Origin of the sequence: Peribacillus sp. NPDC101481 (genome assembly GCF_044767165.1) — a bacterium.
In the GTDB taxonomy this organism is placed as follows: Bacteria; Bacillota; Bacilli; order Bacillales; family DSM-1321; genus Peribacillus.
Map to the genome: position 1 here is coordinate 1,111,628 of NZ_JBIWNJ010000001.1, position 15,915 is coordinate 1,127,542.

Below are 15,915 nucleotides of genomic sequence, written 5' to 3' on the forward strand. Positions count from 1 at the left end.
AATGGAGGAGTGATTCATATGTGGTTCCGACTAATTATGATAGGGGTCTTTTCTTTAACCGCTTCACGTCTGTTCCTTTTTCAAGGAATCGAGGTTTATCATGCATTTACGGATTTGATCCGAAATAAATATTAAAAAGAAGAGTGCGGGGAAATTTTCCCCGCACTCTCTTTGACTTTATCATTCCTACCCTTTAGCTTTCTTTTCCTTCTCTTTTTCTGCTCTGTAAAATTCGTGGAACATCTTCATCAAGGCACGTTTTTCGATCCTTGATACATAACTGCGGGAAATGCCAAGCTCCTTAGCGATTTCCCTCTGGGTTTTTTCCTTTTTCAAATCCAGTCCGAACCTGCCTACAATGACTTCCTTTTCGCGTTCATCCAAAATATCAATATACTTTTTCACTTTTTCAATTTCCATATTGAGCTGAATCGTATCGATGACATCTTCCGATTCCGATTTCAGTACATCGATTAAACTGATTTCATTTCCTTCTTTATCCTGACCGATCGGATCATGCAGGGAAATATCTTTCTTCGTTTTCTTTGTCGCTCGTAAATGCATCAGGATTTCATTCTCAATGCATCGCGCCGCATATGTGGCCAGCTTCGTACCCTTCCCATCCGAATAACTCTCAATGGCCTTTATCAAACCAATTGTCCCAATCGAAATCAAATCCTCTGTATCTTCGCCCGTGTTCTCGAATTTCTTGACGATATGGGCAACAAGCCTGAGATTATGCTCGATCAGGATGTTACGGGCATCACCATCACCCTCACTCATAAGCTTCAGATATTTCTTTTCATCCTGAGATGATAGAGGCTGGGGAAAAGCGTTGTTTTTCACATAGGAAACGAATAAGTAAAATTCTTTGATAATATAACCGACAACTGTAAGTATTCCGGGCATTGGTTTCATCCCCCGTTTCTTTGGTTTCCCTATTCATACCTATGCAGCAGTGGGCTTGTTCGTGTCTGTCCCACTAAAAGAAATCAGGAAAGTGTTAAATGTTCAAACCAGCCTGGAGGAATTCCCAAGCGAACGAAGGCAATTGTTCATATAATGATAGGGAATTTTTTAGGGAAAGGGGGTTTTACGATGGGATATAACTATGGACCATACGGATGCAGCTATGGTTATCCGGCTCTGGCTCCTGCGCCTTGCTATGCAGGGTCCGGTTACGGCTTTGGTTATGGCCTGTTTATTGTCCTCTTGATTTTGTTGCTCATTTTCGGGTTTTGGTGGTTGCCGGGATGTGGATTTGGTTATGGAGGATCAGGTCCGTGCTGCTGATTCAGGCAAAGAAAAAAACTCGGCCCGAGTGCCGAGTTTCCCCTTTTACATATTCATTTCACTACGCTTGTAGCGTCATAACAACATAACTTCAATTTTATCCCTTGGCCTCTTCCCCTATACATATATAAACCATGGCGATGCACCGGCAAATCCGTTAGCCGGTATCCTTCTCCTGCCAATAGCAACGCTTCTCTCCTTTTACGTATAACAAGTTCAACATATTAACCTCCACCTTTCTTAATTTTTTATGAACGGAATACCAACCTCGTATATTTTTTTTAGAAAAAAGGACGATGCTTCATCGCTTTATCTAGATGTTCTTCCCGAATCTTGTGGATTCTCTCCTGCTGCAAACATTCCTCGGCAGTCATTTTTTTCATTTTAATCGTGATTGTGAAAAAAAGCATATTCAGTGTCATAATATCACCTCCTTTAAAGGGGCGGCCCAACAAAAAGGCATAAAAAGGCCGCAGAAAGTTACGTCCTCCTGCGGGTTCTTTTTGAAAATATCAAAAGGCCGCAGGATAAAACACTTCTCCCTGCGGCCGCTATGTCTGAATGATTAATAAAGCCAAATTGCTTTAGAAATATTCCGCTTGGCACAGGTCGAATGTTATTTGATTGTCATTTGAAACGGACCGGCTGATTGCGATTGCGACGACTCCATGTAGATACAATGTCATTTTCTTCGACCTCCTTTGGAATATTTTTTATTACTTGGTAAGTATATCCACAAATTCGATATTTGTAAACGGCTTTTGCCTATTTATTTGAAAATTTCGATCTTTTCACCCATTTTCAGGGGCAATTATTACCTAAATGGCACGAAGTATGATAAATCCGCCCTATTGGCAACAACACTAGAAAAAAAACCTGATCCTTTAAAGGCTCAGGTTTTTTTATGAGGGTTAACGTCGCTTTCCGCGGGCGGTCCGGGAGCCTCCTCGGAGCGCTTTTCCCGCAGGAGTCTCGCACAACCGCTCCAATCAACTTTGTTTTGAAATTTAGATAAAACCCTTTTGTCTAAACTAAGGTTTGCTTTTATTGTTTTAAAGAGTCCTGGTCATCCATTTCGGCCAAGATCTTTTTATATTTTTTGGATAATGAGAAAAATACTATGGATATGCCCAGGAACGTTATTGTCGCTCCCATATAGACATATGTGTCAATGATCGCTTTGTCGCCAGAGGGAAGGATGGTTCCTAAATAGAAGAACGAACCCACACATAACAAAGTAATCGCAAATTGTTTAAAATCGACCATTTTCGAACGCAGCATTGCCGCCGTTTGTATTTTGCGGTTTCTCATGCCATTCCACCTTCTTTCAAGCTAATAAGATATCGATATCTCATTCTACCATATTTATTCCAAATTCCAGGGTGTAAATAATGGCAGTAAGCTTGGAAGTGTTCCCTCTCAGATTATCCTTGTAGCGCCTGTTCCAAGTCTTCCAACAGGTCTTCAACATCTTCCAGGCCAACTGAAATGCGAATCAACCCATCGGTTATTCCAAGCTCAGCACGGCGCTCAGCCGGAATGGAGGCATGTGTCATCAGGGCTGGAATGGAAATTAAGCTCTCCACTGCTCCCAGACTTTCCGCAAGTGTAAAGAATCTCACTTTATTCAAAACGGATGCGGCTTTTTCGGCACTGCCGACATCAAATGAAACCATACCGCCGAATCCACGCGATTGTTTTTTGGCAATATCATGATTCGGGTGGCTTTCAAGACCAGGGTAATAGATTTTCGAAACGTCTTTATGCCCGGATAGGAAACGGACGATTTCGGATGTGTTTTTTTCATGCTCTTCCATCCGGATACCCAGCGTTTTAATGCCTCGCATCAGCAGCCATGAATCCTGGGGCCCTAGCACGCCTCCTGTAGAGTTTTGGATGAAATGAAGGTCATTGCCAAGTTTTTCATCATTCACCACCACAAGACCCGCTACAACATCGCTGTGTCCCCCCAGGTACTTCGTGGCGCTATGAAGCACGACATCGGCTCCAAGTGCAAGTGGATTTTGCCAGTACGGCGTACTGAAGGTATTATCCACAATGGTCAGGATGCCGTTTTCTTTAGCTATTTTAGATACTTCCCCCAAATCGGTTATTTTCAATAATGGATTCGTCGGGGTTTCAATGAACAGCGCCTTCGTATTGTCCTTTATCTCTTTTTCGATCGAGTGTATGTCACTCGTATTGATGAACGTAGCCTCCACCCCGAAGCGGTTAAGCACTTTAGTGATGACCCGGAAAGACCCTCCATAAACGTCATCGGTCATCAATACATGATCACCTTGATTGAACAGCATCATAACCGCGGTCATCGCTGCCATTCCTGATCCGAAGGCAAAGCCTCTTTTTCCTTCTTCGAGATCCTTGATCAACTCTTCTAGGGCATGGCGGGTTGGGTTTCCTGTGCGGGAATATTCATAGCCCCGGTGATTTCCCGGTCCATCCTGTTTATAGGTGCTCACTTGATAAATCGGCACCGAAACCGCTCCTGTTTTTTCATCACCAGCAATGCCGCCATGGATCAATTGTGTTTTTTTTCTCATTTTACATACCTCCCTGATAAATTTTTTTGCTTAAGTATCGTTCACTGGAATCCGGAAATATGACGACGATATTTGACCCACGTGGAGCCTTGGCTGCTTCTTTCATGGCCGCTGCAAATGCCGCGCCCGAAGAACTGCCGACAAGGAGGCCTTCTTTAAGCGCCAATTCCTTTACCATATGGAAAGCGTCATGATCGCTTATCGTATGGATTTGGTCAAAATACGTTGCATCCATATAGGTTGGCAAAAATTCCATCCCGATGCCCTCTGTTTTATGGGGTCCTGCTTTGCCGCCGTTTAAAATCGATCCTTCTGGTTCGACGATGACCGTTTTGACAGCAGCGTTCTTTTCTTTTATATATCGCGATGTTCCCATGAATGTCCCGCCCGTCCCGGCGCCGGCAACAAACACATCTACATCGCCTTCCATCTGTTCCCATATTTCAGGTCCCAGCGTTTTATAATATGCATCAGGATTGGATGGGTTGGCGAACTGCTGTGGACAATGAGATCCCGGAATTTCAGCCAGCAGCGCCTTAGCCTTGGCAATCGCACCTGTCATTCCTTCCTCTGTCGGGGTCTGGATCACATTCGCTCCAAGAGCACGCATCAATTCCTGTTTCTCAGCACTGAATTTCTCCGGAACGCAAAAAATCACGTCCACGCCACTGTTTATCGCAGCCAACGCCAATCCGATTCCAGTATTTCCGGCAGTCGGTTCGATGATCGTCCCGCCCTTTTTCACCTTCCCTGTCTGTAACGCTTGAGCTAACAATTCCTGACCAAGCCGATCCTTCACACTGCCTCCCGGATTAAAGTATTCCAGTTTGGCAAAGATACGGACTTCATCCGGAAGCGGGAAATGGGTGATTTCCATCATCGGTGTTTCCCCTATCAACTCATGAATGTTTTTAAAGACTTTCATATTCGGACATCCTTTCATAGTTATCCTACCAATTTAATAAGGATTATGCAATAAAGAATGATCAGCGGAAAGGCTTCCGCTGATCACTTACCATTCATTTCATTTTTTCGACCATTTTCAAAATCAGTGCCGCTGAATGAAGAGCCGCAGTTTCCAGGAATTTATCAAAGGAAATATTGGACTCCTTACCTGCGATATCCGAAAGGGAACGAATGATGACAAACGGTGTTTTGAATTGGAAGGCTACCTGTGCAATGGCTGCCGCTTCCATTTCCACCGCGTATAGATCAGAGAATTTCCCTCTGACGAATTCAACCCTGACAGGATCATTCATGAAAGAATCCCCCGTAACGATCAACCCTTTCGCCACTTGAATATCCTCGATTTCTTTTGCTGCTTCTTCTGCGATTGCGAGAAGCTTTTCATCCGGGATGAAAGCTGCCGGAAGCTGAGGGACTTGACCGTACTCATATCCAAAAATCGTCACATCTACATCATGGTGGCGAACTTCCGTGGATATGACCACATCCCCTACATTAAGTGCTGGATGATATCCGCCGGCAGAGCCAGTATTGATGACTGCATCCGGTTTGAATTTTTCTAACAGGATCGTTGTTGACATTGCCGCATTCACTTTACCGATTCCCGATTTAAGCAAAATGACCTCGACACCATTCAGTGTTCCTGTATTGAACTCGGAACCGGCAATGGTCACCCGCTCCAAACCTTCCAATTTATCACGTAAAATCGTAACTTCTTCTTCCATTGCTCCGATTATGGCTACCTTCATTAGTAAAAACCTCTTCCTATAATTTTTCCGCCTCCATAATCCAGACAAATTGATTGCAGCGCTCGAAGTTCACCTTGTAACCATTTGCTTCAAGTGCTTTTTCCAAAAAAGGAATCGTAGTATAATATTCCGTTTGCAAATCCTTCGCCAAATTATGAAAGCCTGCCTGCCTTGCATCTTGAATCGCCCGTTCATGAGCTTCCCTTGATTGATACATCGTATCCGCAAACACTATTTTACCACCAGTATTCAGTAACTTTCCATAGTTGGCTATCGCTTTTTCTTTTTCTTCATCAGTTAAATGATGAAACGCATACGTGCTCACGATCGAATCGACCTGTTCCGGCTTAGGAAAATCGATAAAATCCCCATCTGCAATTTCTGTTTTTCCACGCAGCTTGCTTACCGCTATTTCCCTCATCGCAGGTGAGGGTTCAATTCCCGATACCTTTAGGCCTTTCCTCAAAAGCCTTTCCGTCAAATTCCCAGTACCTACGCCGAACTCCAGCACATGACCATGAGCCCGATTCGTGACGCTATCCAATATCCTATCATAATGTTTAAAAACCTCTTGATACTCAATATCGTGTCCACTAACCGTATCATCATACGATTTCGACCATTCTTCAAATAAATCGATAAATTCTCTGCCCATTTTTAATCACCTTTTTATGATAAGATAATAAAACCTATAAGCATAATATGAAATAAACACAGAAACAGTTCTTGTTTTTTAGGCAAATCCATCATTCGGTTCAGATTCGGAGAAAATGGTGTTAAACTAACAGTATCTAAATGTTGGAGGGGAACAGTCATGAGTTTTCAACTTGACTTAAACTTATTCGAAGATAAAATAGAATTTTTCGAAGCAGAAAGCATCAAGAATCTTGAAGAAAAAATCCAATCACAAATTGAAATCAATAAAGCGATCATGCTTCAGGTGGAATCCGTATCACACCAAATGTATGTAAGTGAGGAAGGCAGACGTTTTTATAGTGCTGTCGTACACTTTAAAGCAAAAAAATGATCACGATGAAAAACCCCCGAAAGCGGAATTCCTTTCGGGGGTTTTATGTTTATGATTTGAACCTTACCTTTTATCGTTTGTCTTCAGTTCTTCGACTTTTACAGGTTTCCAACCTGATCCGTCCACCCATTCAATATAAACACGGAAGGTTTTAGGATTATCTCCTTCAGAAACGGTTCCGATTGCGGTGTTTGACGAACCGCCGTTTTGCAGCCACCATAGCTTCATGCTGCCTTCATCGATTCCGGCTCCGCTTGCTATGGCTTTACTCATTTCATTCCAATCGACCGAGCCCTTATCGAAGCTTGTAGTGTGCTCCCCGGATTGCTCAGTTCCTACTGGTTTCCAGCCTTCACTCTTATAAGTGGCCGCAACATTGCCATCACCGCTGCCTTCCACTTCCACAAGGTCTGCATCCCCTGCTTTTTCTGGATCTGCACCATCTTCTGCCTTCACTTCTGAATCTTCCTCTGTTGCTTTACTATCTTCTTCTGCATCTTCCTCTGTTGTTGCTTCACTATCTCCTACTGCGTCTTCCTTCTCTGAATCCGTTTCTTCCTTTTTGCCAGCAGGCTTGTCCGCTACCTTCCCTGAATCTGTATCGGCGATTTGCTTTGGTTCAGTCGTGGCTTTTTTTGTTTCGGTGCCATCGTCACTTAAGAAAATCGTGACTGCGACAATGACGATTAAAATGGAAACGATGGTGATAGCAATATTATATATTTTATTTACTTTTCTTTTTTGATCTCTCTGATTAAAACGTGAGCCCAAGGTCCATTCCTCCCTTACCTTTTCTTACTGCCTCATTTTAACATGATTTAGCTAGAGATAGAAGGGAAGGGTTTCCTACACTTTTCGTCAATTCTCGCTATTGTCCTGGTCCTTGGAGTACAGGACTTTTACAATATCTGAAAAAAGAGGAGTCATGCTGGAACTGTTTTCCTTTGTTTCAAAACTTACGGTAACAAGAGCATATTTGGGATCTTTATATGGAAAGTAGCCCGCAAACCATTTATTGAGCTCCCCTTTTTCGATATTGGTCTGAGCTGTTCCAGACTTGCCGGCGACCTCAACAGGCAAATCTTTCAAGGCAGCGCCCGTCCCCTTCTCTTCCGTCACGACCTTCCTAAGAAGATGCTGCATCTTCATCGCCGTATATGGAGACAGTGTCTCGCCGCCGATACTTTGATTGGGAAAATCGACGACGGTCGTACTGTTGTTAAATTCGACCTTTGAAACGGCTTTGACCTGTTCTTTCTTGCCGCCGCGTGCAATCGTAGCCATCATATTCGCTATAGCGAGCGGTGTCGTTTGGACATCCTGCTGGCCAATTGCCGTTTTGGCAATCATTCTCGGATCTTTTTTTAAATCGTCATCATGCCAGACCTTACCGGCTTGTTCATGATGCAACTGAGTGACTTCGGTGTGATACACGTCCCCTTGCCAGCCCGTTTCACCAACCAGCCCTAACATTTTAGCATATTTATCCAAAAAGTCCGGATCCTTCTCAGATATTTCCTGTGACAATTCGGCAAACGTCCTGTTGCAGCTTTGGGCAAAGCTATTTTCAAAATTAAGCATGCCCAGTTCCCTCTGTTTATCCGTTTTCCCGTCTATCGTCAAATTACAATTAAATGTCCGGGTGTGACTAGCGGCTTCATAATCGATGGCAGCTGCTGCCGTGACCGTTTTAAAGACGGAGCCCGGTGTTTTTTGAGTCAGCATCATATTGACGGCGCCTTCGCCATTCGGATCTTTTATATTAAGCGCCGGACGTGATACCATTGCGACGATTTCACTTTTTTCAATATCGATCAGTACAAGACCGCCTTTTTTTATCCCGCGTTCATCGACGAGCTTCTCCGCTTTTTCCTGAATTTCTTTATCGATCGTCGTCACGACCTTCACCGGGTAAAGCGGATTTGCAGGTTCCACATATTTAACATCGACACCGAACATTGGTCCTCCGCTGGCGTCCACGTGAAAAACGAGCTTCGATTCCCCAGCGGAAAGCAAGAACTCATCGAAGGTTCTTTGCAGCCCCGTATTGCCTATTTTAGTTTCAGGAGATAAATTCATGTCCGGATAACGTTTTTTCTTTTCCGCATCTGATATATTCGTCGTGCCGATCAATTGCGCTGCAGGAGTTTGATCATGATATAATTTCTCGTTCACGGCAAAGACCCCGGGAATCTTCAGTTCATTGATTGCCTTCGATTGGCTGGATGACAACTCTATCGGTTCATCCCCGCCAAATACGAATGGTTCTTCCGCTTGTTCTATCGCCCGGTTTAACTCCGCTTCCGATTTGCCTATTATCGAGGCCACTTCATCTATAGGCCATGTCATTTTTTTTAAAAATGGAAATAGGACGAGCGTCGGGATTTCTTCATGTGCAAGCGGTTCTCCATTTCTGTCATAAAACTTTCCGCGTCCATCATCAATCTTTAATATCTGTGAACGCTGATTCACGCTTGCCTCTAACAGGTTCACATTATGCTTTGAAAAAGATTCTGTCGATACAAGTTGGATATAGGCAAGCCTGCCTATGAGCATCAGCATGAAAGCGGTCAAAAAAAGAGCCAGCAACCTCATTCGTTTCTTTTTCATAAAATACACCTCGTAACCATTGTTGACGAGGTGCGAATTTTTAAACAATTTTGAACAAATTTACGGGGCATTTTTCCATAAAAAAGAGGATGCCCAATGGACATCCCTTTTGCATTTAATTAGTCGATGGAAACAATCTTGACGCTCATTTCGCCGCCAGGTGTCATGATAGATACCTTGTCGCCGACCCTTTTCCCTATCAAGCTTTTCGCGATCGGGGAATCATTGGAGATTTTCCCTTCGAATGGATCCGCTTCAACGCTTCCTACGATGGAATATGTTTCTTCGTCACCATTTGGAAGTTCAACGAATGTTACCGACTTTCCAAGTGAAACTGTATCTGTATTCGAATCATTGCCTTCAATGATTTTTGCATTACGGATCATGTTTTCGATAGTTGTAATACGTCCTTCAACGAAAGCCTGCTCTTCTTTTGCGGAATCGTACTCTGAGTTCTCGGAAAGATCTCCAAAACTGCGGGCGATTTTGATTCTTTCCACCACTTCTTTACGTTTAACCGTTTTTAACTGTTCAAGTTCCTGTTCAAGCTTTAACTTACCTTCAATAGTCATTGGATATTCTTTTTCAATTGCCAAAACCCTTCACTCCTTCAAATTCTTTACAGCAAGCATTCGCTGTGACAAGTTTATGTACTATATAGTGCTTAACCCTGAAATCGAGTCAGAATATATAATTGCGCGACTTAAAAAGTACGCGCTTCGATACTAAGAAACATCCGTTCCTTAGTATATAAACCGACTGCGGTGTGCAGCCGGTTCGTTCTGTATCAAGAATAGAGTATTGCGTTTTCCAACATTTGTCCAGTCTTTCCCAATAAATAGTTGGGATTATTTAAATAAACGGAGGAAAATGGCACCTATCATTATTTATGCTATGTTATTACAAAAAAGACTTTTGTTCAAGGATTGTTTGAATTTTTGTCACCATGAGGTCAATTGCCACATGGTTTTGACCGCCTTCAGGAATGATGATGTCGGCATAACGCTTCGTCGGTTCTATGAATTGATTATGCATCGGCCGAACGACACTGATGTATTGTTCGATGACGGAATCTATGGAACGGCCGCGTTCTTTAATATCACGGGTCATCCTACGAAGGATCCGCAAGTCTGCATCCGTATCAACATATAGCTTCATATCCATCAGGTCCCGGAGGCGCTCGTCCTCCAGCACAAGAATCCCTTCAAGGATGATGACATCCTGGGGCTCAACTGTGATGACTTCTTCCGAACGCGTATGGATCGAATAATCATAAACCGGTTTCTCTATCGTTTCATAGCGCAGCAATGCGTTAATGTGATCGATTAGCAAATCATTATCAAAGGCAAGCGGATGATCATAGTTCGTTTTCAAGCGCTCTTCAAAAGGCAGATGACTTTGATCTTTATAGTAATAATCTTGTTCGATCATCAGGATGGAATGTCCTTGAAAGAATTCAAAAATGGAACGGGTAACACTTGTTTTACCTGATCCAGACCCTCCGGTAACTCCGATGACCACTGGTTTCTTTCTTGTCATGTCAATTCTCCTTCCGCATCATATTGTTCACATAAACTCTATTATCTACTTGAATGCGGACAATTTGAAGCGGATGGCGGGCTGCCTCCAGCTCCTTACCTGACTCATCCCAGATCGTACCGATTTTTTGAGTGAAGTTTTCGATTTCCGGTCCAAAAAACTCCACTTCATCTCCAGGTTTGAAGAAGTTACGTTGCTGCATGGTAACGATTTTAGTTTCCTCGTCGTAATCAAGCACCAACCCTGCGAAGTCGAAGCGAGTCTTTACGGTATGATTCCCGAACATTTGCTGTTTATACCCAGGAATTTCACCTTCCATGAACGATGATGCCGTCTCACGATTCGCACACTTATCAAGCTCTTCCAGCCATTCTTGTTCAATCTTGAAATTGTCCGGATCGGCACAATACGCATCAATCACTTTACGATAGACGCTGACAACTGTTGCTATATAATGAATGGACTTCATTCTTCCTTCAACTTTTAAGCTGTCTATGCCAATTTCAATCATGCCTGGCAGTGATTCAATCAGCTTCAAGTCTTTTGGACTCATTGCGAATGGGGCATCTTCTTTATCGAATAAAGCCTTTTCCCCATCTTGATCCAACTCATATAAATCATAATCCCAACGGCAAGACTGACAGCAGCCGCCGCGGTTCGAATCACGCGCCGTCATATGGTTCGAAAGGGTGCATCGTCCAGAATAGGCAATGCACATGGCTCCATGAACGAAAGCCTCGATTTCGATATCGACCTTCTCCTTCATTTCACGGATTTCATCAGCACTCGTCTCACGTGCCAAAACAACCCGCTCCAAGCCTTCCTCTTTCCAATACTGAACAGCCTTCCAGTTCGATAGCGATTGCTGTGTGCTTAAATGGATCTCGACGTTCGGAGCGACCCGTTTACAGGTTTCGATGATTAATGGATCGGCTACGATGATACCATGAACCCCAGCCTCCTGAAGTCCTTCCAGGTATTCATCCAGGCCATCGATATTTTCATTATGGGCGAAGATATTGGTCGTTACATATACTTTAGCGCCATACTTTTTAGCGAATTCGACGCCTTCCTTCATTTCCTCAAACGTGAAGTTGCCGGCATTGGAACGAAGACCATATTCCTGACCGCCAATGAACACGGCATCCGCGCCGTAATGGACGGCAATTTTTAATTTTTCAAGGTTGCCGGCCGGAGCCAGCAATTCCGGTTTTTTTACAATGACTCTCTTTCCATCAACGATCTTGGAAATTTTATCAGCAATAGCATTCAAGGCTATTCCTCCTCTTTCTCTTACCCTTTTCTTTAATAAACCGATTCTTTAAAGAAGAACCCGGTATCCAACTCGCGGTTATCCGGCTGAACCGCTTTGACTTTTTCAAATAGCTCAGATTTCATATCATCATAACGGTCAGGGTCTTCAGCACATACGTCAATCGCTTCCCGATATAGCTTTGTCATTTCAATGATATACTCCGGTGTTTGCAATACCCCTTCGATTTTCAATGAATCGAATTCCGCTTCAATCAATTCCTGAAGTTCATCAATCATGCACATATCATTCGGACTCATGATATGTGTGCCATTTTCATCTTCATAAATCGGATATTTATTTTCACGTTCCTTATCATGCAAGAACATACTTCTATTTTCCTTCCGATTTTCCACTTCCATTGCCTTGCCTTGGTATTCAAAGTAATTACCTAGAAGCGTACGCTTCGATTGGAACATGCATGTCATGCCGTGCACTTGCACTTCAATCTCCACTTCGGCATTTTCCTTCATTTCCACTATCTCGTCCAGACTTATCTCACGGGCAGCCACGGCACGGACAGCACCGCGTTTCCCCCAGTAATTACATGTGTACCAGTTCGTTACCGTCATCTCTGTATTCCAGTGCAGGGGCATATCAGGTGCCACGGCACGGACAGCCATCAAGACTGCGGGATCACCGAATATGATCCTGTCGGCACCAGCTTCTTTAAGGAAAGTGACATACCCTTCAAGCTCGTCCACTTTTTCATTATGAAATATGGCGTTCATGGATACATACACTTTCTTGCCCGCGGCATGTGCAAGCTCAATCGCCTTCTCGACATCTTCACGTTTGAACTCTCCTGCCAGCCTTAGTGCATAGCGTTGTTCGCCAATGACGAAGGCGTCAGCGCCTGCATCGATGAGTTCTGTTATATGATCGACACTTGTCGGAGTCACGAGTAATTCAGGCTTTTTCATTTTTGTCACCTCTATGTTTACTTATGGCCACACCATCACCAATCGGCAAAATTACGGTATCGAAATTGGGATGGTCTTGTAACCAGATGTTAAAGTCTCTGATTTTTTTGATGAGAGCTCGCTTTCTTCTCGTCATTTCCATTTCTTCAATGTTCTCGGCAACCAGGCCTTTGAATAAAACATTATCAGTAATGATTATGCCAGCACCAGCCAGGAACGGTTCAAACAGCTCAAAGAATCGCTTGTACTGCCCTTTAGCTGCATCAACGAAGATGATATCAAACGGACCATGTTCCATGACTTTCGGTCCAGCTTCAAGGGCATCCCCTTCAATGAGGGTGATCCTTTCCGACAGTCCCGCCTTCTTGAAGTTAGCTCTTGCCTGCTCAATACGGGCTTCATTCCGTTCAAGTGTGACGATTCGAGCTTCCGGAAGGGTCTCAGCCATCCTTATTGCCGAATAGCCAATCGCCGAACCAACCTCCAATATCGCCTTAGGCTGATGAAGCCTTAAAATCTGAAGCAGCACCTCAATGCCTTCGGGCTCCATGATCGGCACATTATTTTCCATCGCAAAATCTTCCAACTCCTTAAGCAAACCCGTACGCTCCGGAATTAAGGAATGAAGATATTGTTCTATTTTTCCGTTCAAAACGTTTCCTCCAATTATAAGGAAAACAAAAGCGCTTGGTCAGTATCATGAAGAAATTGATAGGTCAATTTCCTCACAAGGAGCAGCTGAAACAAGTATGCTTGACGATCTACATTTCCTTATCTTTCAAAATAAAACCCGGCATTCGCCGAGTTACGTCACCGATAGGAATCGGATCTAAAATTCACTTGTACTATTCTATCATAAAAACAAGGGGAAAGTAATATCTCTCCCCCCTCAGTCTCATTGCATTTTTTTATTTATTTATTTATTGGAAATATGCTCTGCCTTTTTGATATTGTGGTCATCCAAGGTCTTCGAGTAAAGGACTTCCCCTTCAGGTGTTGCCAAAAAGTATAGGTAATCCGTTTTCTCAGGCTTCAGTACCGCATCGATCGATGTCGTTCCGGCATTTGCAATCGGCCCTGGAGGCAGCCCCTTATTCTTATACGTATTATAAGGCGATTTCACCTCAAGGTCTTTATAATACACCCTGCTCTTATGTGAACCTTTTGCATACAAAACGGTCGGATCCGTTTGAAGCGGCATATCTTCCTTGATACGATTGTAAAAGACGGAAGCTATTTTCCCGCGATCGACCTGTGCCGTCGCCTCTTCTTCAACAAGCGAAGCGAAGGTCAGCATCTCATGTACGGAATAATCGTTTTTGTCCATCTGGGTCTCGTATGCCTGCAATGTCTCTTCGGTTTTCTTCAGCATCTCGATGACGATCGATTCCAGTGTCGGCTTTTCCTCATAAAAGTCATAAGTAGCTGGGAAAAGGTATCCTTCAAGCGGATATAAAACCTTTTCATTTTCAATTTCCGAGGTCAAGAGCTGCGGAAATTTCTCTTGCATGGAATTAACGAATTTCTTATCATTCAATTTCTTAAAGACCTTTTTCGGATCTTCACCCGTCTTCACTGCGATGATATCGGCAATTTGAACAAGCTGCTTTCCTTCAGGAATCGTTATCTTCATTGCAGCTTCCTTCATGAGTTTTCCGGTTTTGATGCTTGTGACGATATCTTCAATTGGCATGGAAGGTGATAATTTATACTCTCCTGCCTGAAAACCGGATTCATTGCGGAATTTAATATAATATTTGAATACGCGTGCGTCCTTGATTATCCCCTGCTCTTCAAGCAGTGTTGAAATTCCGTTAACGGAAGAACCGATTGGGATTTTCACTTTCTTGATGGTGTCATCATCCGGATCGACTGGTTTCATGGCTGAGTTGATATATAAAAAGCCCACAAGACCAACTATCCCAATTAGTACAATAAGCGAAGCAATCGTAATCATGATGATTTTACGAACCAGCTTGGCTTCTCCTTGCTGTTCTAACAATTTCATTCGGATATGTTCCTTTTTAGATAAATTTTTATCTTTTTCATCCACGTTCATTCCCCCTGCAAACTCACACCAACTACAGAATGGTTTCTAGATGATGCTTTCTCTAATTAATCTTTGCTTCGAACATTATACTAAAATCAACAAATAATTACATGTTTTTTGCAAAACTACATTCATCAATACTCTATTTATGGCAAAAACGCACTAGTTTTGTCAATATACAGGTGTAATTTAATAGGAAAATAGTGATATCTTTGTCTAAAGTTTTTTTGAGGGTATATTGATTTCCGCTCCAGCACCCGCTTTCCGCGGGCGGTCCGGGAGCCTCCTCGGCTTACGCATGCGGGGTCTCCCCTAGACGCGCTTTTCCCGCAGGAGTCTCGCACCTTACTCTCTAATCAACTTTGTTTTAATTATTTACTCAGCTTAAAAATTTGTTTCCTGCATGTGTCAGGTATTTCAGGCAAGGGCAGGAATATTCATATAGGAGTGCCATAAAAATTTGAAGAAAAAGAAAGGTGTGAAGGAGTTGGATAATTCTTATTTTGTAGGTTGGGGGACATTGGCACTCATAAACGCCGGACTTGCTCAAGGTAAAAATAGATCGGCGTTGAATTGGTTCTTGCTATCATTATTTTTAGGTCCGTTCGCTACTTTTATGCTTTTATTCGCAGAGAAAAGATAAGGTGTTACTGGTACATAAATGAAAAAAAAACGACCTTCATGTCCACAGTTTATTACAGGTTTGTTGAACGTTTATTTGTTTTCAGGCACTCGCTCCAATCGATTCAGATAGTAACCCTTTTGCCTAAAAAAATGGCTCGGAATGGTCACAACCGAACCATGAAATGTTATTTGGTGATGGACTTAAATTTCCACTCCAGGTACTCGCTTTCCGCGGGCGGTCTCGGGAGCCTCCTCGGCTTC

Annotated in this window: 17 protein-coding genes; 2 read left to right on the top strand and 15 right to left on the bottom strand. The window is 43.2% G+C overall.

The genetic code is table 11. The features are described from left to right. Nucleotides 1–186: 186 nt before the first annotated feature. From sigK to ACIROD_RS05400, 7 genes are all read right to left on the bottom strand, one after another. Nucleotides 187–909, bottom strand: coding sequence for an RNA polymerase sporulation sigma factor SigK (gene sigK, locus ACIROD_RS05370; protein ID WP_034308596.1), 723 nt, complete (start codon nucleotides 907–909; stop codon nucleotides 187–189). Nucleotides 910–1,574: 665 nt separating this feature from the next. Next, on the bottom strand, nucleotides 1,575–1,715 hold the full coding sequence (locus ACIROD_RS05375; protein WP_072273247.1) for a YrzI family small protein: 141 nt from the start codon (nucleotides 1,713–1,715) through the stop codon (nucleotides 1,575–1,577). Between the two features lie 622 nt (nucleotides 1,716–2,337). Beyond that, nucleotides 2,338–2,604, bottom strand: coding sequence for a YrhC family protein (locus tag ACIROD_RS05380; protein WP_230177044.1), 267 nt, complete (start codon nucleotides 2,602–2,604; stop codon nucleotides 2,338–2,340). A 113-nt stretch (nucleotides 2,605–2,717) separates the two neighbouring features. Beyond that, on the bottom strand, nucleotides 2,718–3,854 hold the full coding sequence (locus ACIROD_RS05385; protein WP_402938521.1) for a bifunctional cystathionine gamma-lyase/homocysteine desulfhydrase: 1,137 nt from the start codon (nucleotides 3,852–3,854) through the stop codon (nucleotides 2,718–2,720). Nucleotide 3,855: 1 nt separating this feature from the next. Continuing rightward, the gene (locus ACIROD_RS05390; protein ID WP_101222633.1) at nucleotides 3,856–4,779 is read right to left on the bottom strand and encodes a PLP-dependent cysteine synthase family protein; all 924 of its coding nucleotides are present in this window, start codon (nucleotides 4,777–4,779) and stop codon (nucleotides 3,856–3,858) included. Nucleotides 4,780–4,873: 94 nt separating this feature from the next. After that, entirely contained in the window at nucleotides 4,874–5,569 is a 696-nt protein-coding gene (gene mtnN, locus ACIROD_RS05395; protein ID WP_101222634.1) for a 5'-methylthioadenosine/S-adenosylhomocysteine nucleosidase, read from the bottom strand. A 16-nt stretch (nucleotides 5,570–5,585) separates the two neighbouring features. Continuing rightward, nucleotides 5,586–6,224 (bottom strand): class I SAM-dependent DNA methyltransferase, encoded by a 639-nt coding sequence (locus ACIROD_RS05400; protein ID WP_402938526.1) that lies wholly within the window; start codon nucleotides 6,222–6,224, stop codon nucleotides 5,586–5,588. Nucleotides 6,225–6,383: 159 nt separating this feature from the next. On the opposite strand from ACIROD_RS05400, the gene ACIROD_RS05405 reads away from it, so the two are divergent. Continuing rightward, nucleotides 6,384–6,596: a DUF2536 family protein gene (locus ACIROD_RS05405; protein WP_048682770.1), complete on the top strand. Its 213-nt coding sequence runs from the start codon at nucleotides 6,384–6,386 to the stop codon at nucleotides 6,594–6,596. Nucleotides 6,597–6,659: 63 nt separating this feature from the next. On the opposite strand, the gene ACIROD_RS05410 is transcribed toward ACIROD_RS05405, so the two are convergent. The 8 genes from ACIROD_RS05410 to mltG form a co-directional block, all read right to left on the bottom strand. Beyond that, a complete protein-coding gene (locus tag ACIROD_RS05410; RefSeq protein WP_402938529.1) occupies nucleotides 6,660–7,367 on the bottom strand; it encodes a YrrS family protein in 708 nt (235 codons plus the stop codon). A gap of 87 nt (nucleotides 7,368–7,454) precedes the next feature. Continuing rightward, a complete protein-coding gene (locus ACIROD_RS05415) occupies nucleotides 7,455–9,206 on the bottom strand; it encodes a peptidoglycan D,D-transpeptidase FtsI family protein (protein WP_402938532.1) in 1,752 nt (583 codons plus the stop codon). Between the two features lie 119 nt (nucleotides 9,207–9,325). Then, nucleotides 9,326–9,802: a transcription elongation factor GreA gene (gene greA, locus ACIROD_RS05420; RefSeq protein WP_101222638.1), complete on the bottom strand. Its 477-nt coding sequence runs from the start codon at nucleotides 9,800–9,802 to the stop codon at nucleotides 9,326–9,328. 304 nt (nucleotides 9,803–10,106) lie between these two features. After that, a complete protein-coding gene (gene udk / locus ACIROD_RS05425) occupies nucleotides 10,107–10,745 on the bottom strand; it encodes a uridine kinase (RefSeq protein ID WP_034308619.1) in 639 nt (212 codons plus the stop codon). Nucleotide 10,746: 1 nt separating this feature from the next. Then, nucleotides 10,747–12,018 (bottom strand): peptidase U32 family protein, encoded by a 1,272-nt coding sequence (locus tag ACIROD_RS05430; protein ID WP_260358131.1) that lies wholly within the window; start codon nucleotides 12,016–12,018, stop codon nucleotides 10,747–10,749. A gap of 32 nt (nucleotides 12,019–12,050) precedes the next feature. Beyond that, complete coding sequence (locus ACIROD_RS05435; protein ID WP_402938537.1) at nucleotides 12,051–12,980, bottom strand: peptidase U32 family protein; 930 nt, start codon at nucleotides 12,978–12,980, stop codon at nucleotides 12,051–12,053. Further along, nucleotides 12,967–13,632 (bottom strand): O-methyltransferase, encoded by a 666-nt coding sequence (locus ACIROD_RS05440; protein WP_101222641.1) that lies wholly within the window; start codon nucleotides 13,630–13,632, stop codon nucleotides 12,967–12,969. Before ACIROD_RS05440 ends, ACIROD_RS05435 begins: the two co-directional genes overlap by 14 nt. Before the next feature lie 264 nt (nucleotides 13,633–13,896). Continuing rightward, the gene (mltG, locus tag ACIROD_RS05445) at nucleotides 13,897–15,039 is read right to left on the bottom strand and encodes an endolytic transglycosylase MltG (protein ID WP_402938541.1); all 1,143 of its coding nucleotides are present in this window, start codon (nucleotides 15,037–15,039) and stop codon (nucleotides 13,897–13,899) included. A gap of 451 nt (nucleotides 15,040–15,490) precedes the next feature. Between mltG and ACIROD_RS05450 the strand changes: the two genes are divergently transcribed. Continuing rightward, nucleotides 15,491–15,673, top strand: coding sequence for a hypothetical protein (locus tag ACIROD_RS05450; RefSeq protein WP_402940188.1), 183 nt, complete (start codon nucleotides 15,491–15,493; stop codon nucleotides 15,671–15,673). The last annotated feature ends 242 nt before the right edge of the window (nucleotides 15,674–15,915 follow it).

Bases quoted from the DNA above. Each gene is read 5' to 3' on its own strand.
- ACIROD_RS05380 (WP_230177044.1), bottom strand. From the start codon at position 2,604: ATGAGAAACCGCAAAATACAAACGGCGGCAATGCTGCGTTCGAAAATG.
- mltG (WP_402938541.1), bottom strand. From the start codon at position 15,039: ATGAACGTGGATGAAAAAGATAAAAATTTATCTAAAAAGGAACATATC.
- mtnN (WP_101222634.1), bottom strand. From the start codon at position 5,569: ATGAAGGTAGCCATAATCGGAGCAATGGAAGAAGAAGTTACGATTTTA.
- ACIROD_RS05390 (WP_101222633.1), bottom strand. From the start codon at position 4,779: ATGAAAGTCTTTAAAAACATTCATGAGTTGATAGGGGAAACACCGATG.
- ACIROD_RS05375 (WP_072273247.1), bottom strand. From the start codon at position 1,715: ATGACACTGAATATGCTTTTTTTCACAATCACGATTAAAATGAAAAAA.
- ACIROD_RS05400 (WP_402938526.1), bottom strand. From the start codon at position 6,224: ATGGGCAGAGAATTTATCGATTTATTTGAAGAATGGTCGAAATCGTAT.
- ACIROD_RS05415 (WP_402938532.1), bottom strand. From the start codon at position 9,206: ATGAAAAAGAAACGAATGAGGTTGCTGGCTCTTTTTTTGACCGCTTTC.
- ACIROD_RS05385 (WP_402938521.1), bottom strand. From the start codon at position 3,854: ATGAGAAAAAAAACACAATTGATCCATGGCGGCATTGCTGGTGATGAA.
- sigK (WP_034308596.1), bottom strand. From the start codon at position 909: ATGCCCGGAATACTTACAGTTGTCGGTTATATTATCAAAGAATTTTAC.
- udk (WP_034308619.1), bottom strand. From the start codon at position 10,745: ATGACAAGAAAGAAACCAGTGGTCATCGGAGTTACCGGAGGGTCTGGA.
- ACIROD_RS05405 (WP_048682770.1), top strand. From the start codon at position 6,384: ATGAGTTTTCAACTTGACTTAAACTTATTCGAAGATAAAATAGAATTT.
- ACIROD_RS05435 (WP_402938537.1), bottom strand. From the start codon at position 12,980: ATGAAAAAGCCTGAATTACTCGTGACTCCGACAAGTGTCGATCATATA.